Genomic DNA, 23,168 nt, shown 5'->3' with positions numbered 1-23,168 from the left:
AAAGATGCACACCGGGCCGTTGCAGCAGGCTCTCGGTCCGTACTCGCCGGGCGCCAGGCGGGAGTGTGACGGCTCCGCCCCGCGCTCAGGCTTTCGGCCTGGTCGTGCCGCGCGGTGCAGGTTGAGGGGGCTGCGAGTCGGACGCCCTACGGGGGCCGGGCACCAGGGATGCCTCGGCGGCGAGGGCGAGGTGTGAGTTCATGTCCAGCTCGAACCGACCGTAGGGGTTCACGTGGGTCCAGAACAGCGGGGACAGCGCCCGCCGATCGGCGTCGGTGAGCCGCTTCTGCCACTTCTCCTCGCTCAGGATCTCCTGGAGGAGCAGCGTGTTGACGTGCACCAACGCCGACTGGAGCAGGTGCAAGGCGAGCATGGAGACCTCCTGGGACTCCTTGTCGGAGCCGGTCAGGTCGCCGTCCTTGCCGTAGAACAGGTCGTGGTTGGCGGAGTTCCAATTCTCTACGACCTGGAGCCCGTCGTTGATCTCGCGCCGCAGGTCGGCGTCGGCGAGGTAGTCGCAGATGAACGCCGTACGTACCGCGCGTCCCAGTTCCTCGATCGCCCGGTACGTCGGGTGCTTGGGCCCGCCGCGGGTGAAGCGGCGCAGGACCTGCTCGGCCTCGGCGGTGCCCAGGCGCAGGGCGGTGGTGTACTTCACGATCTGGTCGTACTGCTGGCGGATCAGGTCCCAGTCGATCGTCTTGGTCGACAGCACCGGCGCCAGGTGCGGCCACTTCTCGTCCTCCCCGGCCGCCGGCCGGTACAGCCGCGCGGAGCCGACGTTCTTCAGCCGTGGCAGCAGGTTGAAGCCGAGCATGTGGGCGAAGGCGAACCCGACGATGGAGGCGCCGTGCGTGTCGGTGTACTGCCGGTCGACCTCCACGTCCGTGCAGTGCCGCAGCACGCCCCCGATCATCGCGGCGACCTCGGAGGCCGAGCAGGACGTGAGCTGGCTGTAGACGCACAGCGACTTCTTCTCGACGTGCCAGTAGATCATCACGCCGGGCCCGCGGTACCGCTGGTGCCACTCGGTCATGAAGTTCGAGCTCCAGGAGCCGAACTTCTTGGAGTCGCTCGCGCAGGCGGTGCCCTCGCCCCACCACGCCTGATCGCGGGCGGCGAAGGTGGCGTTGACCAGCCGCACCAGCGCTGCCCGCATGTTGGTCCGGTTGACGAACAGGTGCCGTACGCGGCGCAGGACGGCCTCGCTCTCGCCGTGCTTGCCGGTGACCGCGACGCGCTTGATGCGCATGTTCGTCCCGAGCGCGAACAGCACCAGCAGCAGCCGGCGCCGCAGCACCGCCTTCGGGACCGCCTCCCTGGTGGCGACCGAGGTGAACTCGCCGGTGAACCCGGTGGCGAACTCGGCCTCCTTGAGGATGTCGATCAGGTCGATGGTGCCCCAGCGGCGTTCGATCTCCGCCTTCAGTGCGACGAGGTTCTCCGGCTCCTCCTGCTTGCCCAGCGGCGAGACCTTGATCCACGGCTCGCCGTGTCTCTTGACGATGTCCACCCCGCCCGTAGTGCCCAGCTCCAGCGCCGTGTCGAAGCGGGTCAGGGCCTCGCGCAGCCTTTTCTCCAGGGCCTCGATGAACTTCTCCGGGTCCTGCGGCTGGCGGATCGCGTCGTAGTGCACATCGCGGTTGTCCTCGAAGTCCGGCGGCAGATCGTCCTCCGGGTTCTGCCACCGGTTCGCGCCCGGCACCCAGATCTCCCGCCGCCGCAGCGCGTCCCGCAGCGCCACGAGCACGCACAGCTCGTACGGGATGCGCTCGACCCGGCCGCGCTCATCCACCACCGCCTTGCGCCACTCCTCGCGCACCACCCCGGCCAGCGGGATCTTCTCCGCCTCGTCGAAGAACGCCCCCTCCTTGGCGATGGGCTGGTCCAGGTACCGCTTGAGCAGGTCGATCGCGTCCATCACCGGCCGGTAGGCCGTGTTGTTGCACTTCAGCTCCAGCGCGTTCAGCAGCGGCGAGAGCATCCGCCGCCAGTGGTTCGAGTACGACGAACGCAGCACCGTACGCACCCGGGCCCGGTAGCGTGCCTCGTTCGCCGCGGCCTCCGCCGCCAGCGCCTTCAGCGTGGACTCCCCGGCCACCGGATAGATCACCTTGCGGACCGTGCCGCCCGGCTCCGCGACCGCCGCCTCCGCCAGCCGCAGCAGGATGCCCTCCTTGCCGCGGACCCGCTTGAGCTCCTTGTTGAACTCGCCCTCGACCTTCTTCTCCGCCCGCGTGTTGATCTTCTGCACGAGCTGGATGAACAGCTCCACCAGCGAGTCGGTGATCTCCGTCTCCCGCACATGGCACAGCGTCGACAGCAGTGTGTACCGCACCGGCCCGGCCGCCGCCCGCAGGTCCGAGGGATACTCCTTGGCCGCCCGCGCCCGCCAGGCCGCCACCAGCTTCCCCGACACGTCCCCGAACAGCTCCGGCGGGAGCTGAAGCCCGCGCACCCGCTGGAGCTTGTTCACCTCCGCCAGCAGGCTGTCCAGCCCCAGCGCGCCCGGGTCCGCCTTCAGCTCGGTGAAGAACGTGCCCCCGCCGCCCGCGCTGTCCGCATCCGCGTCGGCGTCCTCGGCGATCAGGTCGTCCAGCCGGGACCGGGTCGCCGCCGACAACCGGCCCATGGTCGCCGCGCAGAACCGTTCCCCGAAGGTGCTGACCGCCTTGCCCACCAGCCGGTCGATCTGTCCCGGGGCCGGCGGCTCCAGCCGGTCCTTGCGGCAGCGGGCCACCACCGCCTCCGCCAGCCGGTCCCGGTTCAGCTCCACCCCGCACAGCTCGACCGCCAACCACTCGGCGAGCTGGGCCTGGTCCTCCTCGGTGCACTCACGGAAGCCGAACGCACCCCGGATCTCCATCCGGTGCCGCTTGATCGCCCGCCCCGACCAGTCGTACGCGGCCCACTCCTCCGCCGCCACCCTCACCTGCTGAGCGACGTACGACACCGCCGGCACCGGGATCTCCCCGGCGTCCTCCGGGAACCGGGCCTCCACCTCGAAGAACTTCAGCAACAGGGCGAACCCCAACCGGTTCGCCCCCGACTTGTTCCGCAGCCGCTCCTGATCCTCCTCCAGCAGCGTCCAGACCTCGATCAGGTCCTCCGGCTCCCACTCCTGCCGCACCCCAGGCTCCTTCCGGTCGTCATGACCGGACCAACCTCGCCGAGCACCGCCCTCGATGACCCCAGAAGATCAAAAACGCTGACAAGCACACCCCAGCTCCGCTACAGAGGGCTACTTGTCACTTCGCCGTAGCTTCGGGAGAACAGGGCCGCCATGGGCGACGCTCCCCCGCTGACCGCGCCCCGGGGAAGGCCGCACACCCGCTCGCCGCCCGTCGCGGCACGCGGACGGACGCCCGGGAATCCGCCGGCCGGTCACCCGCCCGCGCCCGGTGCCCGCCCCGCCCGGGGGCGTGCTCACACCCGTGTCGCGCGCAGCAGCACCAGCCGCTCGGGGTAGAGCACCGGCGCCTGGAGACCCGCCTCGGAGAGGACCCGGCCGGGCAGGCGCAGCCCCTCCGGCGTCCACCACGGCAGGTGCGCGCCCCAGTGGTGGGCGTTGCCGTCGGGCAGGTCGCCGGGGGCCTGGGGCCGCACCCGGTAGACGGCCTCGGGATCCAGCCCCGGCAGCCTGACCGGCCCCGGCGGGTACAGCTCGGAGGAGGCCGTGGCGACGAGCGCGTAGACCGCGTCCGAGCCGTCCTCGGCGACCACGCCGTGCAGGTGGTAGGCCGGGTCCGGGTGGTCGGCGTGGACGGCCGTGCCGGTGTGGAGCAGGCCGCGCAGCTCCTTGTGGAGGGCCACCCACTCCGCCAGCCGGTCCAGGTCCCCGGGCGAGGCGTCCGTCAGGTCCCACTCGATGCCGAAGTGGCCGAACAGGGCCGTGCCCGCCCGGAAGTCGAGCGGGTGGCGGCGCCCGGTGGTGTGCGCGGTGCCGGAGCCCACATGGGTGCCCATGAGTTCGAGGGGGATCAGCACGTTGGTCCAGCGCTGGATCTGCTGCCGCTCCAGGGCGTCGATGCAGTCCGAGACCCACACCCGGTCGGTGCGCTGGAGGATCTCCAGGTCGACCCGCCCGCCGCCGGAGGAGCAGGACTCGATCTCCACCCCGGGGTGCCGCCGGCGCAGCTCGTCCATCAGCCGGTACACCGCCAGCGTCTGGCCGTGCACGCCCGCGCGGCCGGTCGGCCGGTGGCCGGCCTCGACCAGATCGCGGTTGTGGTCCCACTTCAGGTAGGAGATCGGGTAGGTGGCCAGCAGCTCGTCCAGGCGCTCCAGGATGTACGCGAACGCCTCGGGGCGGGCGAGGTCGAGCACCTGCTGGTGGCGGGCCGCGCCGGGCAGCCATCCGCCCGCGGCCATGATCCAGTCGGGGTGGGCGCGGGCCAGGTCGGAGTCCTCGTTGATCATCTCCGGCTCCACCCACAGGCCGAACTGCATGCCCAGGCCGGTGACGTGGTCGGTCAGCGGGCCCAGCCCGTCCGGCCACACCTCGTCCGAGACGTACCAGTCGCCCAGGGCGCGCCGGTCGTCGCGGCGCGAGCCGAACCAGCCGTCGTCCAGGACGAACCGCTCGGCGCCCACCGCGGCGGCGGCGTCCGCCAGTTCGCGCAGCCGCTCCAGGTCGTGGTCGAAGTAGACGGCCTCCCAGGTGTTGAGCGTGACCGGCCGGGGCGAGGAGGGGTGGTGCGGACGGGACCGCAGCCAGCGGTGGAAGCGGGCGGACACCTCGTCCAGGCCCCTTCCGTACGAGCCGTACTGCCACGGCGTGGTGTAGGACTCGCCGGGCGCCAGCTCCACCTCGCCGGAGAGCAGCAGCTCGCCGGAGCCCAGCAGGGAGACGGAGTGGAAGGTGCGTTCGGCGAAGGTGCGGTGGTTGCCGGACCAGGCGGTGTGCACCGCCCAGACCTCCCCGGACCGGTTGCCGAAGCCCGCGGTGCCCGCGGCGAGCAGGTACGCGCTGTCGTAGCCGGTGCGCCCGGTGCGGTTCTCCCGCACCCGCAGGCCCTGGGTGAAGGCGGTGCGCTGCGGGCTGCGCTCGCGCAGGTGGTGCCCGGTGAAGTCCAGCAGCTCGGTCGCGGCGGCGGGCACCGGCAGGGTGAGGTTCACGGCGTCCACGGCGAAGGGGGAGGAGCCGCGGTTGGTCACCGTCGCGCGCTGGCGGACCAGGCCGGACGCGGTCAGCTCGATCGTCAGCTCCAGGTCCAGGGCGGCCGCCTCGTCGTGGGCCAGGACGGTGACACTTCCGCCCGCCGCGCCGCTGGAGGAGTGGGGCCCGCCGGAGGACCGGGGCCGCCCGGCCGGGGGGTCCACGGTGGCCCCGCGGACGGCGAAGGCGGTGGAGAAGTCCCTCCCGCCGCGGTTGCCGACCAGGCCCGGGGTGCCGAGCCAGCCCGCCGACTGCTCGGGGAGGACGGCCGGCTCGACCGGTCCGTCCACGGAGAAGCCGATGGGCTGCGGCGCCCGCGCGAGCTTCAGCGCCCGCAGCTCCTCGGGGCCGAGACGGCCGAGATCGGCCCCCCAGTGGAGCACCCGGGGGAGGGTGCCGCCGGTCAGGTCGAGCACGAGGCCGACCCCGGCGGCGCGCAGCTGGATCAGCTCGGAGGGAGTTCCGGGAGGAAGGGGAGCGGGACGTGGTGCCACGGTGGTGTCTCCGTCCTGGCCAGGCGGACGCCGGAGGCGCCGTTGACTTACTTTGTTCGGTGGCGTAAGAATCTCGGGCGACGATACTCGGCTGGCGGCGGAGAAATCCACCGGAGACCGGCCAGCCTCTTTCCCGCCGTCCGGACCGTCTTCCGGACCCGCCGCTCCGCACAGCGGAGCCGACCGAGGAGTGAGCGCCGATGATCCGCCAAACCCTGCACGACGGCTGGAAGTTGTCGGCGACCGCGGGACCGGTTCCGGAGCACGTCGCGGGGCGCACCGTCCCGGCCGCCGTCCCGGGCAGCGTCCACCTGGACCTGCTGGCGGCGGGCCTGTTCCCCGACCCCTACCTGGACCGCGCCGAGGAGGAACTGGTCTGGGCGCACCGCACCGACTGGCGGTACGCGCTCGCCTTCGAGGCCGCGGCCCCCGGACCGGGGGAGCGGGTGGACCTGGTCTTCGAGGGCCTGGACACCGTGGCCACCGTCGAACTGGACGGGACGGTGCTGGGCAGCACGGCCAACATGCACCGCGGCTACCGGTTCGACGTCCGCGACGCGCTGGCCGGCGGCGGCTCCCACGAGCTCGCGGTCTCCTTCCGCTCCGCCCTGGAGTACGCCGAGGAGGTCGAGCGCCGGCTCGGCCGCCGCGACCACGTCTACCCGCACCCCTTCAACATGGTGCGCAAGATGGCCTGCAGCTTCGGCTGGGACTGGGGCCCGGACCTGCAGACGGCGGGCATCTGGAAGCCGGTGCGCCTGGAGCGCTGGCACACCGCCCGCCTGGCGCGGGTGCGCCCGCTGGTGACGGTGGACGCCGACGGCACGGGCCGCGCCGAGGTGCACGTCGACATCGAGCGCTCCGGCCTGGACGGCGACGCCGGCGGCACCCCGCTGGAACTGACCGCCACCGTGGCCGGCCGCACCGGGCGCGTCACCGTCCCCGCCGGGGAGAGCGGCGCGGTGCTCACCGTCACCGTTCCCGGCGCCCGGCTGTGGTGGCCCGTCGGCCACGGCGACCAGCCCCTGTACGACCTGGCGGTCACCCTGAGGGCGGCCGGCGCCGGCGAGCCGCTGGACGGCTGGGAGCGCCGCATCGGATTCCGCACCGTCACCGTGGACACCGCTCCCGACGAGATCGGCACCCCCTTCACCGTCGTCGTCAACGACAAACCGATCTTCGTCAAGGGCGCCAACTGGATCCCGGACGACCACTTCCTGACCCGGATCACCCGCGAGCGCCTGGAGCGCCGCGTGGACCAGGCGGTCGGCGCCCACATGAACCTGCTGCGGGTGTGGGGCGGCGGCATCTACGAAACCGACGACTTCTACGACGTCTGCGACGAGCGCGGTGTCCTGGTCTGGCAGGACTTCCCCTTCGCCTGCGCCTCCTACCCCGAGGAGGAGCCGCTGTGGAGCGAGGTCGAGGCCGAGGCCCGCGAGAACGTCGTCCGGCTCGCCTCCCACCCCTCCCTCGCACTGTGGAACGGCGCCAACGAGAACATGTGGGGCTTCCGCGACTGGGGCTGGCCCGAGCAGTTGCAGGGGCGCACCTGGGGCCTGGGCTACTACACCGACCTGCTGCCGTCGATCGTGGCCGAACTCGACCCCACCCGCTTCTACTCCGCCAACAGCCCCTACAACCCCGGCGCCCCCGTCGACGGCCTCCACCCCAACGACGAGAACCACGGCACCCGGCACGAGTGGGAGGTGTGGAACCGGGCCGACTACACCCACTACCGCGACCACATCCCGCGGTTCTGCTCGGAGTTCGGCTTCCAGGGCCCCCCGACCTGGGCGACCCTCACGACGTGGATCCACGACGACCCGCTGACCCCCGCCTCGCCCGCCTTCCTGCTGCACCAGAAGGCCGAGGACGGCAACGGCAAGCTCGACCGCGGCATGGCCCCGCACCTGCCCGAACCGAAGACGTTCGAGGACTGGCACTGGGCCACCCAGCTCAACCAGGCCCGCGCGGTCGCCTTCGGCATCGAGCACTTCCGCTCCTGGTGGCCGCGGACCGCCGGGGCGGTCGTCTGGCAGCTCAACGACTGCTGGCCGGTCACCTCCTGGGCCGCGGTCGACGGCGACGGGCGCCTCAAGCCGCTGTGGTACGGACTGCGGCACGCCTACGCGCCCCGGCTGCTGACCGTGCAGCCCCGGGACGGGCGCCTCGTCCTGATCGCGGTCAACGACCACGACGAGCCCTGGCGGGGCGAGCTGCTCCTGGAGCGGCAGACGTTCTCGGGCATCTCGCTGCGGAGCGTTAAGCTTTCCCTCGACGTACCGGCCCGTTCGGTCACCCGCACCGAACCGGACGAGTCCCTGCTCACCCCGGAGAACGCCCAGGAGGAGGTACTGGTGGCGACCGCACCGGACGCACGCGCCGTCCACCTCTTCCGCGAGGACCGGGAACTGGCCTACGACCCCGCCCCGCTGAAGGCGGAGGCCGTCGCGGTGCCCGGCGGCTACCGGGTGGACGTGCGCGCCTCGTCCTTCGCGCGCGACGTCGCCGTCCTGGCCGACCGGGTCGCGCCCGACGCGGTCGTGGACGAGATGCTGGTGCCGATGCTCGCGGGGGAATCGCGGTCCTTCACCGTCAGGACCGGGGCCGACATCGATCCCGCCGCGCTGACGGGGCCGCTGGTGCTGCGCTCCGCCAACGCCCTGAGCGCTCCGGTGGTGCGGGACTGAGTGAACGCCTCGGAACACGGCATGACCACCGGCACGGAGTTCTCCGGCGCCGTCGGGCTGGTGCTCGCGCGCCCCGCGCGGCTGCTGGGCGTCGAACCGTTCTTCATGGAGTTCATCGCGGGCATCGAGGAGCGCCTCGCCGAACGCGGGCTGTCGGTCCTGCTGCACGTCGTGGGCACCCAGGAGGCGGAGATCGCCGCCTACCGCCGGTGGGCGGCACAGGGGCTGGTCGACACGGTCGTGGTGGTCAACCGCACCGTCGACGACAAGCGGCTCCCCGTCCTGCGGGAACTGGGGCTGCCCGCCGTCCTGGTCGGCGCGGGCAGCGACGACGCCGGTGACGCGGCGGACGGCGGCGGGCCGGGCATGCCGGCCGTCCGCACGGACGACGCCGGGCCGGTGCGCGAGGCGCTCGCCCACCTGCTCGACCTCGGCCACCGGCGCATCGCCCGGGTCAGCGGTCCCGCCGCCCTGCTCCACACCAGGGCCCGCACCGCGGCGCTGGTCGAGGGGTGCCGCGAGGTCGGCGTCGAACCGGTGGTGGTGGAGGGCGACTACTCCGACGAGGCCGGCGCCAGGCTGACGGAGGAGCTGCTGCGCCGCCCGGAGCCGCCCACCGCGATCCTGTACGACAACGACGTGATGGCGGTGGCGGGTCTGGGGGCCGCCCAGCGGATGGGCGTCTCCGTGCCGGACCGGCTCAGCCTGATCGCCTGGGACGACTCCACCATGTGCCGGCTGGCATCGCCGCCGCTGACCACCATGAGCGTGGACGTGCACCAGTACGGGGTGCTGGTCGCCGAGTCGGTCCTGGAGCTCGTCGACGGGAGGCCGGTGGCCGAGCGGTGGTCCCCCACCGCGCGGTGCGTGCCCCGGGGCAGCACGGCGCGCTGCACCGTCCCGTCCGCCACCGCGTAGTCCGCGCCGCGGCCGGGCACGGACACCTCCGGGGAGGAGGCCCGTACGGGCCTCCTCCCCGGAAGGGTTCCGGTGGCGTCAGTGGCCGTAGCCGCCGTTGCCGTAACCGCCGTTGTGGCCGTTACCGCCGTTGCCGTTGTGGCCACCGCCGTTGTGGCCGCCGTTGCCGTTGTGGCCGTGGCCGCCGTTCCTCTTGCCGCCGTTGTGGCCGTTCTTCTTGCCGTTGTCCTTCTTGCCGTAGTGGTGACGGCCGAGGTCGTTGATGCAGGCGTTCCCGAACGCCGGGTTCAGCGAGCCGAAGACGTTGACGCTGTTGCCGCAGGCGTTGACCGGAACGGTGACCGGCACCTGGACGAGGTTGCCGGAGGCGATGCCGGGGGAGCCGGCGGCGATGCCCTTCGCCCCGTCGTAGGCGGAGGCGGTCCCGGCGGAACCGGCCAGAACGGCGCCGGCAGCGGCCGTCAGGGCGGCGACCTTGGCAATACGAGACATGGAAAGTCACTCCTTATAACGAACATTCGCCCAACCGCCCAGCCAGCGGCGGTGGTGCCGTGACCAACGCCCGACCCGGTCGAAGGTCACCGCGATTAGGCCGAATGGTGACCGGGCCGGTGATTCCGCCGCGAAACCCCCCTCGTTTCGCGGGAAGGCCCCCGGGTACCGGAATCCGCCCGGAACCGATCGAGGAGGTTGGATGAACGCCCACGACGAATCCGCCCGGCGTGTCGCCGTGATCACGGGAGCGGACTCGGGCATCGGCCGCGCCACCGCCGTGTGCCTGGCCGAGCGGGGGATGGACGTCGGCATCACCTGGCACGAGGACGAGAAGGGCGCGCGGGAGACGGCGGAGGAGGTCCGGTCCCACGGCCGCCGGGCCGCGATCGCGCAGATGGACCTCACCCGCCTCCCCGGGGCGGCGGACGCCGTCGACCGGCTCGTCGGCGAACTGGGCAGGATCGACGTCCTGGTCAACAACGCCGGGACCGGCACCGCCACCCCCTTCCTCGACCTCGACTTCGACACCGTCCGCCAGGTCCTGGACGTCGACCTCCTCGGCCCCTTCCTGTGCGGTCAGCGGGCCGCCCGCCACATGATCCGGCAGGGGAGCGGCGGCAGGATCGTGAACGTCACCAGCGTCCACGAGCACCAGCCGAGGGTGGGCGCCGCGCCCTACTGCGCGGCCAAGGGCGGGCTCGGACTGCTCACCCAGGTCATGGCCCTGGAACTGGCCGCGGACGGCATCACCGTCAACGCCGTCGCACCGGGGGAGATCGCCACCCCGATGACCGGCCAGGAGGACACCGACGTCCGCACCGAGCCCCGGCCCGGCATCCCCGCCGGGCGGCCCGGCGACGCCCGCGAGGTGGCCGCCGTGATCGCCTTCCTCGCGGGCCCGGACGCCTCCTACGTCACCGGCGCGTCGTGGGCGGTCGACGGGGGGATGCTGAGGATGGGCCCGCAGGCGGGCTCCCACCTGCCGGACGACTCCTGGCGCCGCCCCTGACCGGCGGGCGTTGCTCCGGTTGGTGGGCACCGGTTTCCCAGCCGTGGCGCGAACGGGCAGCATCGGTGTCCGGGAGGAGACCGCGGGCGGCCCTCCCGGCCCCGACCAGCCCCGCGAGCCGCCGGCTCGGACGAGACACAGTGTGGTGATCGGCAGTGACGGAGACCGCGAGTGCGCCGCAGGGCGTCCCCTGCTGGGTCACCCTGCTGGTTCCCCACCTGGAGGCCGCCCAGCACTTCTACGGGGAGCTGCTGGGCTGGCACTACCGGCCGGGTTCGCAGAAGCTCGGCCACTACGAGATCGCGCTCTCCGGGGGAGCGCCGGTCGCCGGACTGGGGGAGGCGCGCAACAGCCTGCGCACCTTCGTCGCCTGGACCCCGTACTTCGCCACCGACAGCGTCGACACCGTCGCCGGGCGGATCCGGGAGCGCGGCGCCACCGTCGCCGTGGGGCCGGTCAGGTTCGGGCCGGGCCGCGTGGCGTGGGCGGCCGACCCGGCCGGGGCGGTCTTCGGCATCTGGGAGGGGGCGGTGACCCCGGGGTGGCGGGTGGGCGGCAGGGTCAAGGCCAACAGCCCGGCCTGGCTGGAGCTGATCACGCGCGACGCCTTCGCCGCGGCCCTGTTCTACGGGGAGGTGTTCGGCTGGGACCGGGCCGACCCCGAGCGCTACGACATCCGCTACGAACACGACCGGGTGATCCTGCGCATCGACCGGCAGACCGTGGCGGGGCTGAGCGGAGGCGCGGTGGAGGACGCGCCCGATCCGCGGGTCAGGCCGCACTGGCACGTCCACTTCCGTGTCGAGGACGTCGAGGCGTCGGCGGCGAAGGCGGCGTCCCTGGGCGCCGAGGTGGTCTCCCCGCCCACCGAGTCGCCGTCGGGGCGGCTGGCGGTCGTCCGCGATCCGCAGGGCGCCCTGTTCTCCATCGAGAGCGAGGGCGCCTGAGACCGGAAGGGGACGCGGGCGGACCGGCCGGCGCGGCGGACGGCTCAGCCCCCGCTCTCCTCCCCGCCCTTTCCGTCTCCCCCGCCCTTTCCGTTCCGCCCGTCCCCGCGGTCCTTCCCGGCGAGCGTGAGCAGCCCCTGCCCGGTCACGGCCTCCAGCGACAGCGCGCGGTAGCCGGCCGCGTCGAACAGGACGGTGATCCGGTCCTCCTCCTCGCTCATCACCATCCCCTCGCCCCACTCCCGGTGGAGCACCCGCGCTCCGGTGCGGAACCGGCCCGCGTCCGGCCGCGGCGCCTCCCCGGCGTCCTCGCCGCGCTCCCGCGCCAGGCGCCCGAACTCCTCCCGGTCCCCGCCGTGCGCCTTCGCCGCCGCGCAGATGTCGCAGCCGCCGCACGGCGGCTCGTACTCCTCGCCGAAGTAGCCCAGCAGAAAGCGGCGCCGGCATCCGGTGGTCTCGGCGTAGCCGCGCATCATCTCCAGCCGGGACCGCTCCAGGCCGCGCCGCGCCTCGGCCGCCCCGGCCGCGCGGTCGGCGGCCTCCCGGGGGTCCAGGTCCCCGGCGGGCAGCAGTTCGCCGGCGGCGGTGACGGTCACCGCGCCCGCCTCCTCCAGGAGGTTGACGGCGGCGGTGAGGCGGCCGGCCGGCAGCCCGGTCAGCTCGCGCAGCCGGGCGGTGGGCAGCGGGGAGCCGTGGCGGCGGATCCGCCCGGCGACGTCGGCCAGCGTCCCGGTGTCGGGGCGTCCGCCGGAGAAGAACCTCCGCAGCCCCAGGTCCTCGGGCCGGTAGTGCAGCACGGCCAGGGCCGGGGCGCCGTCCCGGCCCGCCCGGCCGATCTCCTGGTAGTAGGCGTCGGGGGAGTCCGGCACGGAGGCGTGGAGCACGAACCGCACGTCGGGCTTGTCGATGCCCATGCCGAAGGCGGAGGTGGCGGCCACCACGTCCAGCCCGCCGCCGAGGAACGCGTCGTGCGCCCGGGAGCGCTCGGCCGCGCGCAGGCCCGCGTGGTAGGGGAGGGCCCGCAGCCCGAGGCCGGCCAGCCGCTCGGCGTACTCCTCCGCCTCCCGGCGGGTGGCCGTGTAGACGATGCCGGGCTTCGGCTCCCCGGCGGCCCGTTCCACCACGGCCCGGCGCTTCTCCTCGTCGTCCCGGAAGCCGGCGCGCACCTCCAGCCGGAGGTTCGGCCGGTCGAAGCCCGCGACGATCCGGGCGGGGTCGTCCATGCCCAGGCGCTCGGCGATCTCGTCCCGCACGGGAGGGGCCGCCGTGGCGGTCAGGGCGAGGACGGTGGGATGGCCCAGCCGCCGCACCACATGGCCCAGGCGCAGGTAGTCGGGGCGGAAGTCATGGCCCCAGGAGGAGACGCACTGGGCCTCGTCCACGACGAACAGGGAGGGGCCGGCGCGCGCCAGCCGCTCCACCACCTCGTCCTTGGCGAGCTGTTCGGGGGAGAGCAGGAGGTACTCGGCGTCCCCCTCGCGGACGGCGCGCCACGCCTCCGCCGTCTCCGCGGCCGCCTGGCCGGAGTTGACGGCGACCGCGTCGGGGGCGCCGCTCTCCGACAGGCCCTCCACCTGGTCCTTCTGGAGCGCGACGAGGGGCGAGACCACCACGGCGGGGCCGGGCAGCAGCACCGCGGGCACCTGGTAGACGGCGGACTTCCCCGCGCCGGTGGGCATCACCACCAGCGTGTCCCTGCCGTCCATCACCTGCCGCATGGCCTCGGCCTGCCCCGGGCGCAGCTCGCTCCAGCCGAAGACCTCGGCGGCGACGCGCCCGAGGCGGCCGGGACCGGCACCGGTCCCGGCCGGCCCGGAATCGGACATGACCGGTCCTCCCTCACAAGCTCCCGGGGGCTCCCGCCGGCCCCCGCGGACCGGGCTCGCGACCGTCCGGCGCGGGCCCGGGCGGGGGCCTCAGCGGGACGCCTCGGCCAGGGCGCCCGCCTCGTGCCGGCGGTCCGCGCCGGGCTCCAGGTGGTACACCGCGAAGGCGCGGCGGATGACCGGCTGCGCCACGTTGCGCACCCGCACCCCGCCGCTGGTGAGGCCGCGCTCGGTGCCCGCGTGGGCGTGCCCGTGCACGAACAGGTCGGCGCCGGCGGTGTCCGCCGCCTCGGCGAGCAGGTAGCTGCCCAGGAAGGGGTATATCTCCAGCGGCTCCCCGGCGAGGGTGTCGGCCACCGGGGAGAAGTGCGTCAGGGCGACGCGCACGGCGCACCCCTGGTCCCGCAGCTCCTCCAGGGAGGTCCGCAGGCCCTCGGCGCAGCGCTGGGTGTGGCGCATGAAGTCCTTCATCACCCGTTCGCCGAACTCGCTGCCGCTGCGTCCGGCGAACCCGCCGCCGAAGCCCTTGGTGCCGGCCACTCCGACGCGGGTCCCGTCCACGTCGACGACCGTCCCCTCGCCCTCCAGGACGGTCACGCCCGCCTCCCTCAGCACGGCGGTGACCTCGTCGGGCCGCTCGTCCTGGTGGTCGTGGTTGCCCAGGACGGCGATCACCGGGACCGGCAGCCCGGACACCTCCTCGGCGACGACCCGGGCCTCCTCCGGCGTGCCGTGGCGGGTCAGGTCCCCGGCGAGCAGCAGGAGGTCGGCGCACTCGCGCAGGGTCTCGAAGGCCGGGCGGAGCACTCCCCTGCTGTCCGGGCCCATGTGGATGTCGCCGACGGCTGCGATGCGGATCATGCGAGTTCCTCCGAGCGGTCGGGTGCCGTGGCGTCGGCCACGACGATGTCGGTCCGTACCGGTACGCCGGCCAGCTCCTCCCTCACGACGCGCTCGATGGTGTCGCGGCACTCGCCCGTGGGGGCGGTGCCGGTGACGACCACCGTGCCGCCGCGGGCCTCGATGCGCATGCCCTGCTCGGCGATCTCCTCGTGGACGAGCCGCTCCTGCAGGTGGGCGATGCGGTACTCGGTGGCGCCGGAGCCCTCCGCGGGGCTCACCCGGTGGGTCTCACGGTCCGTCATGGGAGTCCTCCTCCGGTTCGATGACCTGGAGACGTTCCAGCAGGTAGAGGAAGGCGTCGGGCATCGGAGCCGAGCCGCACTCGCGCCGCACCCGGGCCCAGTCGACCTTCTCCCGCAGGGCCCGGGCGATCGGCAGGACGGCGCCGAAGTCGCAGTGGTGCTCGGTGAAGGCGTTCAGCAGGCTGGCGACCAGGTCGGTCACGGCCAGGACGGGCATGTGGACCGACTCCACGGGGAGTTGCTCGGCCCGTTCCAGCAGTTCGCGGGTGACCGGCTGCCGCGCCAGCTCGAAGATCAGGTCGATGTCCTCGCCCAGGCACTTGGCCTTGATCAGCCAGTCCTCCGGCGGGGTGTAGACGTGAAGTCCCGCCCGGCTCAGTGTGGCCGCCACCGCCTCGGCGTCCTCGGGGAGGATGCAGAAGTCGGCGTCGTGCTGGAGGTTGTCGGGGCCGCCGTGCGCGTAGACGGCGACGCTGCCGGCCAGCGCGAAGGGGTGGCCGGCGGCCTTGAGCAGGGTGGCCACCTGCTTGGTGGCCTCCAGGATGGCCTGGGTGCGGTTCGGGGGCAGCTCCCCGAGTCCCTCGCCGGGGTCCCGGCGGTCCCGCCCGCCGCCGGGGCCGGCTGCCGGGCGCGGGCCGGGCGGCGCGTTCCGCGCCGCCGACGCCGCCTCGCCCGGGTGCTCCGTCACAGTCACTCCATCTCCAGGTCGTGTCGTCGTTCCCCGCCGCCGTGTCGCCGGGCCGCGGCGCCGCGTCCGCCGCGGCGGCCTCGCGGATACCGGTCCGGGCTCCTCCGGCGTCCGGCCGGAGGGCCGGCGGCCTTCCACGACACCACCGGTACCCGCCGCGGGCGGTTCGATACCGGCGGATACCGGGCGTGCGGGGGCGCGCGGCCCGGACGGGGGCTCAGACGGCGGCCGGGGCGATGCGCCGCAGTTCCTCCAGCGCGGCGGCGACGGCGGGACGTTCGCGGCCGCCCCGGCGGGTGCAGGTGAGCAGCCGGCGGCTGGGGTTTCCGGCGCAGGGCACGCGGACGACGGGCAGGTGCGGCGGGAGGTGGGCCAGGCGCGGTACGAGCGCGACGCCGAGCCGGTGCGCGACGAGGGCGGCGATCGCCTCCCAGGCCAGCGCGTGGTGCGCGATCGCCGGGGTGAAGCCGGCCGCGCCGCACGCGGTGAGGGTGTGCGCGTGGCAGGTGCTGTCGGGCAGCGGGACCACCCAGTCCTCGCCGGCCGCCTCGGCGAGGTCCACCCGCCGCCGCCGGGCGAGCGGGTGCGTGTCGGGGACGACGAGGTCGAAGGGGTCGTCCAGCAGCGGCCGTTGGTCGAACCGGGCGTCGCCCGGGGGCGGGGCGCCCGGGACGGCCTCGACGATCGCCAGGTCGGCCTCCCGCTCGAAGAGGAGGTCGAAGCTGCCGTGCGGTTCCGTCTCGGTGATCCGCACGGTCAGCCGGGGGTGGCGGTCGCGCAGGGCCGCCGCCGTCGGGGCGAGCAGCGTGGAGACGGCGACCGGGAAGCCGCACACCCGCAGCAGGCCGGCCGGTTCGCCGTCCTGCGCGCACAGCTCGCTCTCCGCCTGCTCCCAGCGCGCCTCGATCGCGTCGGCGTGTTCCAGCAGGGTGCGCGCGGCGGGGGTCAGCCGTACCCGGCGTCCGTGGGGCTCCAGCAGGTCGACGCCGAGTTCGCGACCGAGCTGCCGGATCTGCTGGGACGCGGCCGAGGGCGTGAAGTGGAGGGCGCGCGCGGCGGCGGTGACCGTTCCGTAGTGGGCCACCGCCCTGAGGACGCGGAGGCGGCGCAGGTCAATCATGTAGGGCACGCTTAATGGTCCGGTGCGGAAAGTCAACCTGGACGTGGAGACTCCATGGCCCCCACCCTGGGTGTGACAGCGGCCGGGGACGGCCCGGGACGGCAGAGGAAGGAAGGTCCGTCATGACGAGTCGGTGCCCGCACTGCGGATGGCCGGACGCGCAGCCGGTCCGGGTGGTCTCCCGGCACCGCACGTCCGCCGGGCAGGCGGTGTGGACCAGGTGTGCCTGCGGCTCGCTGCAGGTGAGGGTCGTGGACGAGGCGGGGGCCCGGATCGCGGTGCGGGGACGTCCGGAACCCCGCGGACCGGGGGCGGGCCGGTCCGCGGGGTCCTCTGCCCGGTGAGGCGGGCCGGCGCCGCCGCCCGCGGCCGCCGGTGTGCGGGGTGCGGCGTCCGCCGGATGCGGCACCCCGCCGTTCCCCGCCGTCCGTCAGGGCGCGGGCGCCCCGGCGGGGGAGGCGGCGACGTCCGCCCGGACGGTCGTCCGTGATCCGGCCTCCTGCCGGCCCACAGGGGGTGGGAGCGCTCCCAAGATAGGGAGGGCGGGAAGGCGGGGCAGGGCCGGGGCAACGCCCGGTGAACACGTCCGAAACGGAACTCCGGTGGCCGTGCCATGCAATCCGCCATCCGAAACGGAATATGCGAAAACGGTCGGCCGTCCGCCATTCGGAGGGCCCGCGCGGTCTTCCGGAGGATCTCCGGAGGGAAAGGGGAGCCGGCCCCGGAAGAACAGGGTGCCGCCCGATACGCAGCCCACCGGGTACCGGAAATGTCGCTCCCCTTTCCCGGCGGGGATCCGGAGCGGAAGGGAGAAGTGCTGGTTTCGGCCAGAGGAAACGACGGCGGGGCGAAGAACCGCCCGGCGCCGGAAAGGTTGCCGCGCCGGGCCGGGCGTTCCGCGATTCCCGGCCGGGGACTACCGATCGGTTTCCCTTATTCGCCCGAGGATGTCCGCGGAACGCCGATCCCGGACACGGGAACCGGCCACCGGCCCCCGCCGGAGTTCCGCCGAGGCCGGGGGCGGGCGGTCCGGCCCCGGTGCCGCCGGGGCCCGGCGCGGACGGAACCGCCTCCCGCCGCCGCCCGCTCCGCCGTTGGAGCGGCGGTTTCCGGGAAGAGGGAGGAAGAAGGAGGAGGGACAGGCCCTCCCACCGTCCCGGAGGTGCATGCCGGATGGCCCGCTCCGTCAGATCCTCGCCCCCGTCCCGGTGGTCCGCCCCTCTCGCCGTCCCGCTGGTCCTGGTGCTGCTGGCGGCCGCGGTCCTGGTGGCCGGACAACTGCGCCTGCTCCCGGACTCGCTGAACCCCTTCGCCACCCGGACCGAGGACCGGACCGGGCCCGCGCTGCTGAAGTCCCTGAAGGACATGAGCCGTTACGAGGGCGCCTCCGGGACCTTCCAGGTCGTCGTGGACCTGGAGAAGGACGCAAGGTTCCTGCCGGACGCGGTGCGCGGCAGCCGCACGCTGTTCGTCGGCACGGGCAGCGTCGGCGCGTACGTCGACCTCGGCGGCCTCGGCGAGGACGCCGTCACGGTCACGGACGACCGCAGGGGAGCGACGGTCAGACTGCCGCGCGCCCGGCTGGAGAAGCCCGCGCTGGACGTCGACCGCTCCTACGCCGTCACCAAGGAGCGCGGACTGCTCGACCGGCTCGGCGACTTCTTCTCCGACAACCCGGGCGACGAGCGCGAGGTGCACCGCCTGGCCGTGCGGCGCATCGACGAGGCGGCGCGGGAGAGCGGCCTGACGGCCCGGGCCGAGCGGAACACCCAGGAGATGCTGGAGAACCTGCTGCGGTCCCTGGGGTTCACCCGGATCTCCGTGGTCTTCGAACGGCCCGGCGGGCGGGACTGAACGGCGCCGGGCGGAGCGGCCGGGGCGGGCAGGCCGAACGGGGGGAGCCGGGCCCGTTCCCAGGAACGGACGCCCCCGTTATCGTACCGACCGGCCGGTAGGACGCCGGCCCCCGGCCGTGGCCGGCCGGTCGTCCCCCGGGAGGATTCATGCCGCGCGCCCTGTCCAACGGGATGGAGCTGGAGTACGACACCTTCGGCGACCCGGCCGACCCGGCCATGCTGCTGATCATGGGGCTGGGGACGCAGATGACCGCCTGGCGGCCGGAGTTCTGCCGGGCCCTCGCCGGGCGGGGCTTCCACGTCGTCCGGTACGACAACCGCGACTGCGGCCTGTCCACCTCCCTCGACCACTGCCCGCCGCCGGACATCAGGGCCGTCCTGGCGGGCGACACCTCCACCGTGCCCTACCTCCTCGCCGACATGGCCCGGGACGCGGCGGGGCTGCTCGACGCCCTGGGCATCGGCGCGGCCCATGTCGTCGGGGCCTCGATGGGCGGCATGATCGCCCAGCAACTGGTGATCGACCACCCGGAACGGGTGCTCTCGCTCTGCTCGGTCATGTCCACCACCGGGGACCGCTCGGTCGGGGGGGCTGCGCCGGAGGCGGTGGCCGTGCTGGCCGCGCCGGCGCCCCGCGACCGGGAGGAGGCCGTGGAGCGGGCCGTGCGCTCCGCCGCCGCCATCGGCTCCCCCGCCCACCCGGTCCCCGCCGGGGAACTGCGGGAGCGGGCGGCCGCCGCCTACGACCGCTCGCACCGGCCCGAGGGCTTCGCCCGCCAGTACGCCGCGATCCTGGCCTCACCCGACCGCACGGCGGGCCTGCACGCCGTCACGGTCCCGACGCTGGTCGTCCACGGCGCCGAGGACCCCCTCGTCCACCGCAGCGGCGGCGAGGCCACGGCCGCCGCGGTACCCGGCGCCGAGCTGATGGTGATCCCCGGCATGGGGCACGACCTCCCCGAACCGCTCTGGCCGGACATCGTCGACGCCGTGGCCCGCAACGCGGCCCGCGCCGGCGACCGCACGGCCGGGGACGCCGACGGCCGTCCCGCCGCCTCCGGACTCGACGGCTGACGGACTCCCGGCCCGGGCTTGACCCTGACACCGTGTGAGGCCCTGGACTGGGAGGCGTCATGTTCACCATCGGAGACTTCGCCAAACACGGCCGCGTGTCGATCCGCATGCTGCGGCACTACGACGCGATCGGACTGCTGCGCCCGGCCCGGGTCGACCCGGCCAGCGGCTACCGCTTCTACGAGGCGGCGCAACTCGCCCGGCTCAACCGGATCATCGCCCTCAAGGACCTCGGCTTCACCCTCGGACAGGTGAAGTCCGTCCTCGACGAGGAGGTGGGCACCGGGGAACTGCGCGGGATGCTCCGGCTGCGGCGGGCGGAACTGGAGGAGACCCTGGCGGGCGCCCGCGCGCGGCTGGCCCGGGTCGAGGCGAGGCTCCGGTCGATCGAGAGCGAGGGACGCATGTCCGCCGACGACGTCGTGATCAAGAGCATTCCGCCCGTCCGGGTGGCCGAACTGACCGGCACCGCCGACAGCTACCGGCCCGAGGACATCGGACCGGTCATCGGACCGCTGTACGACGAACTGTGCCGCCGCCTGGAGCGCGCGGGCATCGCCCCGGCGGGGCCGGGCATCGCCTACTACGAGGACGCCCCCGGGAAGGAGGGCGCCGTCGTCGTCCACGCCGGCATCACGGTCGCGGCCGAACCGGCGGAGGGACAGGACTTCGCGATCGTGGACCTGCCCGGCGTCGAGAGGGCCGCCACCATCGTCCACCGTGGCCCGATGGACGCGGTCCTGCCCACGGCCCAGACCCTGGCCCGCTGGATCGACACCGGCGGCCACCGCTCGGCCGGCTACGCCAGGGAGCTCTACCTGGAGTGCCCCGAGGACACCGCGGAGTGGGTGACGGAACTGCAGGAGCCCATCCTCCCGGCCTGACCCCTCCGGCCCGGTCCCTCCGGTCCGGAGGGGTCCGCGCCGCGCGGGCCGCGGCGGGACGGGGCCGGCCCCCGTCCCGCCGCGGCCGTCCCGCTCACGGCCAGGAGGGCTCGCTCCGCGGCACCACGACCACCTCGGACATCACACTGCCCTCCGGCACCGACAGCGCGCACAGCACCGCGTCCGCCACCACGTCGGGGCTCTGCAGCTTGGAGGTGTCGGCGTCGGGGAACCGCTCCAGCACGAACGGGGTCTCCATGCCGCCCGCGATCACGCCGGTGACCCCGATGCCGGGGCAGTCGCGCTGCGCCTCCTTGAACAGGGTGTGGGTGAAGGCCCGCAGCCCCGACTTGCCCGCCGAGTACGGGCCCGCCTCGGTCCAGGTGCGGTTCGACGCCGTCGAGAGGATGTTGACGATGTGTCCGCCGCCGCGGGCCACCATGCGCCGGTAGGCCTCCAGACACAGGTACATCGGGCCCAGCAGATTGGTGGAGACCACCCGGGTGACCTCCTCGGCGGACAGGTGCTCGATCGGCTTGGAGACGTCCACGGCGGCGTTGTTGACCAGGACGTCCAGCGGCCACGAGGCCTCGTCCAGCCCGCGGAAGACCGCCGCGACCGCCTCGGAGTCGCGGACGTCCAGCTCCAGGAACCGGACGTCCGCGCCCTCCTCCTCGCTCAGCCGGGCGCAGAACTTCTCGCCCTCCTCGCGCCGTACGTCCGCCACCCGCACGGCGGCTCCGGCGTGCGCCAGGCGACGGGTGATGGAGGCGCCCAGCCCGCGGGCGCCCCCGGTCACCAGCGCGCGTCTGCCCGTCAGGTCCACATGTGCAGAACCGCCCATGGCGTTCCCTCCTTCGCTCGGCCGCCCCCGGCCGCTCCCGAGCGGCCGCCCGCGCCCCCGTGGGCGGGGGGCTGTCCGGCCGCCCGGTGGTCCCGCGCGCACGGGACCACCGGGCGGGGCCGCGGGGGCGGGACCGCTGCCCTGCCCCGCGCGACGGGCGGTGAAACAGATCAGCACCCGGGTGCGGTGGAACCACCGCCCGGCCGGTCCCGGGCGGCCGCCCGGGACCGGCCGGGCGGGTGCGCCGGGCCGGTCCCGGCCGTCACCGCCCCCGGGCGGCCGACCCCGCACGGTGGGCCGCACGCGTCACCGTCCGTGCCGGCGCCCGTGCGGGTGGCGGGGGGGGCGATGAATTCCGCCCGCCCGCCGGGTCCTTCCCCGCGACACCCACGACAGGAGGCTCGCCTTGGCCGTTCACGAGGAACCGCAGACCTCCGGGCGGGGGGAGCCCTGCCCGGCGTCCCGCCCGGGGGCGGGCCGGCCGATCCCGGAGCCGGCGGCGCCGGTGCTCGCGGTCGACGGGCCGATCACCCGTGCCGACATACCCGCGCTGTGCGAGCGCCTGCACCGCCTGCTGCGCGGCACCCGCGCCGACCCGGTCACGGTGGACATGGGCGGGTGCCCCACCGCGGACCTGGTCGCCGTGGACGCCCTGGCCCGGCTGCAGCTCACCGCGCGCCGTCTCGGCCGCCGGATCCGGCTGGGCCGCGCCGGCGGCGACCTGCGGAGCCTCCTCGCCCGGACGGGGCTGGACGAGGCCCTGGACCGGGAAACGGACGGGGAGACGAATGGGGGAGCGGGCGGGGAAACGGACCGCGGCGCGGCCGAGGAGGCGCGCGGCGCCGGGCCGGACCGTGCCGGATCAGCGGGAACCGAGGCGCGGGGGCAGGCCGAACAGCGGGAACAGCCGGGCGGTGTCCAGGAAGGAGTTGATCCCGGTGATCCGCCCCTGTGACACCTCGACGACCTGGAGCGCCCAGGGCGCGAAACCACCGTCCGGAGCGGGCCGGTACTGGCCGAACCCCTGGCAGCCGTTCACCGCGACCGGCACCAGCCGCGATCCCCGGCAGCCCGAGCCGTGCCCGGTGAGCCACGCCCGTATGTCCGCGTGGCCGCGCAGCCACAGCTCGTGGGGAGGCATCGACAGGGTGGCGTTGTCGTGCAGCACGGACGTGAGGGCGTCCAGGTCGTACGCCTCGAAGGCGCGGACGTAGCGGGCCAGGAGGGCCCGCTGCTCCCCGTCCAGCGCCTCCGCCCCGCCGCCGGCGGCGAGGTCGCTCGCGGCCAGCGTCGCCCGCGCCCGCTGGAGGGCGCTGTTGACCGAGGCGACCGTGGTGCCCAGCAGTTCGGCGGTCTCGCTCGCCCTCCAGCTCAGCACCTCGCGCAGGACGAGCACCGCCCGCTGCCGCGGCGGAAGGTGCTGGAGCGCCGCGACGAACGCCAGCCGCACCGACTCCCGCGCCACGGCCGTCTCGGCCGGATCGCCCCCCTCCGGCAGGATCCGGCTGTCGGGCATCGGCTCGATCCAGGTGGCCTCCGGCAGCGCCGGGCCGGGCGGCAGCTCCGCCCCGCCCGGGGAGGACAGGTCCATGGGGCGGGCGCGCCGCACGCTGCTCCCGAGCATGTCCAGGCACACGTTGGTGGCGATGCGGTACAGCCACGACCGCAGGGAGGAACGGCCCTCGAACCGGTCCAGCCCCCGCCAGGCGCGCACCATCGTCTCCTGGACGGCGTCCTCCGCCTCGAAGGCCGATCCCAGCATTCGGTAGCAGTAGCCCGTCAGCTCCCTCCGGTGCCGCTCCAGCCTCTCCTCGGCCGGCCCGCTCGCCGCCGCGGTCCTGACGCGCTCCGTCGTCGCGACGTCTTCCATCGGTTCCCCCAGTGAACCCGGTCCTCGCCGGCCGCCTCTCCGCGGCCGGCCACTCACCAGCAAACCACCGGCCACTGACAACCGCTTCCGGAGGCGGTTGCCAGTGGCCGGACACCGGGGCACCGGGGCACCGGAGCGCCGGGGCCG

Annotated in this window: 18 protein-coding genes; 8 read left to right on the top strand and 10 right to left on the bottom strand. The window is 74.3% G+C overall.

From position 1 onward, the window contains the following. Positions 1-85: 85 nt before the first annotated feature. Both ABD358_RS17035 and ABD358_RS17030 read right to left on the bottom strand, forming a co-directional pair. A complete protein-coding gene (locus ABD358_RS17035) occupies positions 86-3,130 on the bottom strand; it encodes a Tn3 family transposase (protein ID WP_344631889.1) in 3,045 nt (1,014 codons plus the stop codon). 296 nt (positions 3,131-3,426) lie between these two features. Then, on the bottom strand, positions 3,427-5,652 hold the full coding sequence (locus tag ABD358_RS17030) for an alpha-galactosidase (protein WP_344631888.1): 2,226 nt from the start codon (positions 5,650-5,652) through the stop codon (positions 3,427-3,429). 200 nt (positions 5,653-5,852) lie between these two features. Here ABD358_RS17030 and ABD358_RS17025 point away from each other — a divergent pair, with 200 nt between their 5' ends. Together ABD358_RS17025 and ABD358_RS17020 are read left to right on the top strand one after the other, a co-directional pair. Continuing rightward, the gene (locus ABD358_RS17025; protein ID WP_344631887.1) at positions 5,853-8,345 is read left to right on the top strand and encodes a glycoside hydrolase family 2 protein; all 2,493 of its coding nucleotides are present in this window, start codon (positions 5,853-5,855) and stop codon (positions 8,343-8,345) included. 21 nt (positions 8,346-8,366) lie between these two features. After that, entirely contained in the window at positions 8,367-9,263 is an 897-nt protein-coding gene (locus ABD358_RS17020; RefSeq protein ID WP_344631886.1) for a LacI family DNA-binding transcriptional regulator, read from the top strand. A gap of 78 nt (positions 9,264-9,341) precedes the next feature. Here the strand turns inward: ABD358_RS17020 and ABD358_RS17015 are convergent, their stop codons facing one another. After that, positions 9,342-9,755, bottom strand: coding sequence for a chaplin (locus ABD358_RS17015; protein WP_344631885.1), 414 nt, complete (start codon positions 9,753-9,755; stop codon positions 9,342-9,344). Positions 9,756-9,957: 202 nt separating this feature from the next. Here ABD358_RS17015 and ABD358_RS17010 point away from each other — a divergent pair, with 202 nt between their 5' ends. Together ABD358_RS17010 and ABD358_RS17005 are read left to right on the top strand one after the other, a co-directional pair. Further along, positions 9,958-10,767, top strand: a complete 810-nt coding sequence (locus ABD358_RS17010) for an SDR family oxidoreductase (protein ID WP_344631884.1) — start codon at positions 9,958-9,960, stop codon at positions 10,765-10,767. A gap of 155 nt (positions 10,768-10,922) precedes the next feature. Beyond that, positions 10,923-11,714, top strand: coding sequence for a VOC family protein (locus ABD358_RS17005; RefSeq protein WP_344631883.1), 792 nt, complete (start codon positions 10,923-10,925; stop codon positions 11,712-11,714). Between the two features lie 44 nt (positions 11,715-11,758). Here ABD358_RS17005 and ABD358_RS17000 read toward each other — a convergent pair whose 3' ends face one another. The 5 genes from ABD358_RS17000 to ABD358_RS16980 all read right to left on the bottom strand — a co-directional run bounded on the left by ABD358_RS17000 (position 11,759) and on the right by ABD358_RS16980 (position 16,493). Continuing rightward, a complete protein-coding gene (locus ABD358_RS17000; protein WP_344631882.1) occupies positions 11,759-13,540 on the bottom strand; it encodes a RecQ family ATP-dependent DNA helicase in 1,782 nt (593 codons plus the stop codon). A 90-nt stretch (positions 13,541-13,630) separates the two neighbouring features. Beyond that, the gene (locus tag ABD358_RS16995; RefSeq protein ID WP_344631881.1) at positions 13,631-14,401 is read right to left on the bottom strand and encodes a metallophosphoesterase family protein; all 771 of its coding nucleotides are present in this window, start codon (positions 14,399-14,401) and stop codon (positions 13,631-13,633) included. Beyond that, complete coding sequence (locus ABD358_RS16990; RefSeq protein ID WP_344631880.1) at positions 14,398-14,685, bottom strand: BON domain-containing protein; 288 nt, start codon at positions 14,683-14,685, stop codon at positions 14,398-14,400. Before ABD358_RS16990 ends, ABD358_RS16995 begins: the two co-directional genes overlap by 4 nt. Beyond that, the gene (locus tag ABD358_RS16985) at positions 14,672-15,373 is read right to left on the bottom strand and encodes a hypothetical protein (protein ID WP_344631879.1); all 702 of its coding nucleotides are present in this window, start codon (positions 15,371-15,373) and stop codon (positions 14,672-14,674) included. The genes ABD358_RS16990 and ABD358_RS16985 overlap by 14 nt, the downstream gene beginning before the upstream one ends. Before the next feature lie 217 nt (positions 15,374-15,590). Then, positions 15,591-16,493, bottom strand: a complete 903-nt coding sequence (locus ABD358_RS16980; protein ID WP_344631944.1) for a LysR family transcriptional regulator — start codon at positions 16,491-16,493, stop codon at positions 15,591-15,593. Between the two features lie 1,173 nt (positions 16,494-17,666). Between ABD358_RS16980 and ABD358_RS16975 the strand changes: the two genes are divergently transcribed. The 3 genes from ABD358_RS16975 to ABD358_RS16965 all read left to right on the top strand — a co-directional run bounded on the left by ABD358_RS16975 (position 17,667) and on the right by ABD358_RS16965 (position 20,307). After that, positions 17,667-18,347 carry a DUF4230 domain-containing protein gene (locus ABD358_RS16975; RefSeq protein WP_344631878.1) on the top strand — a complete coding sequence of 227 codons (681 nt, stop codon included), beginning with the start codon at positions 17,667-17,669 and terminating at the stop codon, positions 18,345-18,347. Positions 18,348-18,496: 149 nt separating this feature from the next. Then, positions 18,497-19,423, top strand: a complete 927-nt coding sequence (locus ABD358_RS16970; protein ID WP_344631877.1) for an alpha/beta fold hydrolase — start codon at positions 18,497-18,499, stop codon at positions 19,421-19,423. A 59-nt stretch (positions 19,424-19,482) separates the two neighbouring features. Next, entirely contained in the window at positions 19,483-20,307 is an 825-nt protein-coding gene (locus ABD358_RS16965) for a MerR family transcriptional regulator (protein WP_344631876.1), read from the top strand. 94 nt (positions 20,308-20,401) lie between these two features. On the opposite strand, the gene ABD358_RS16960 is transcribed toward ABD358_RS16965, so the two are convergent. Then, complete coding sequence (locus ABD358_RS16960; protein ID WP_344631875.1) at positions 20,402-21,151, bottom strand: SDR family oxidoreductase; 750 nt, start codon at positions 21,149-21,151, stop codon at positions 20,402-20,404. 406 nt (positions 21,152-21,557) lie between these two features. On the opposite strand from ABD358_RS16960, the gene ABD358_RS16955 reads away from it, so the two are divergent. Further along, positions 21,558-22,106, top strand: a complete 549-nt coding sequence (locus ABD358_RS16955) for an STAS domain-containing protein (RefSeq protein ID WP_344631874.1) — start codon at positions 21,558-21,560, stop codon at positions 22,104-22,106. On the opposite strand, the gene ABD358_RS16950 is transcribed toward ABD358_RS16955, so the two are convergent. Further along, positions 22,014-23,021: a sigma-70 family RNA polymerase sigma factor gene (locus ABD358_RS16950; RefSeq protein WP_344631873.1), complete on the bottom strand. Its 1,008-nt coding sequence runs from the start codon at positions 23,019-23,021 to the stop codon at positions 22,014-22,016. The two genes, ABD358_RS16955 and ABD358_RS16950, sit on opposite strands and share 93 nt — an antisense overlap. Positions 23,022-23,168: the final 147 nt, after the last annotated feature.

This window comes from Streptomyces glaucosporus (genome assembly GCF_039533345.1).
Taxonomy (GTDB): Bacteria; Actinomycetota; Actinomycetes; order Streptomycetales; family Streptomycetaceae; genus Streptomyces; species Streptomyces glaucosporus.
Note: the sequence above shows the minus strand (reverse complement) of the source record. Positions and strands in the feature narration are given on the sequence as shown.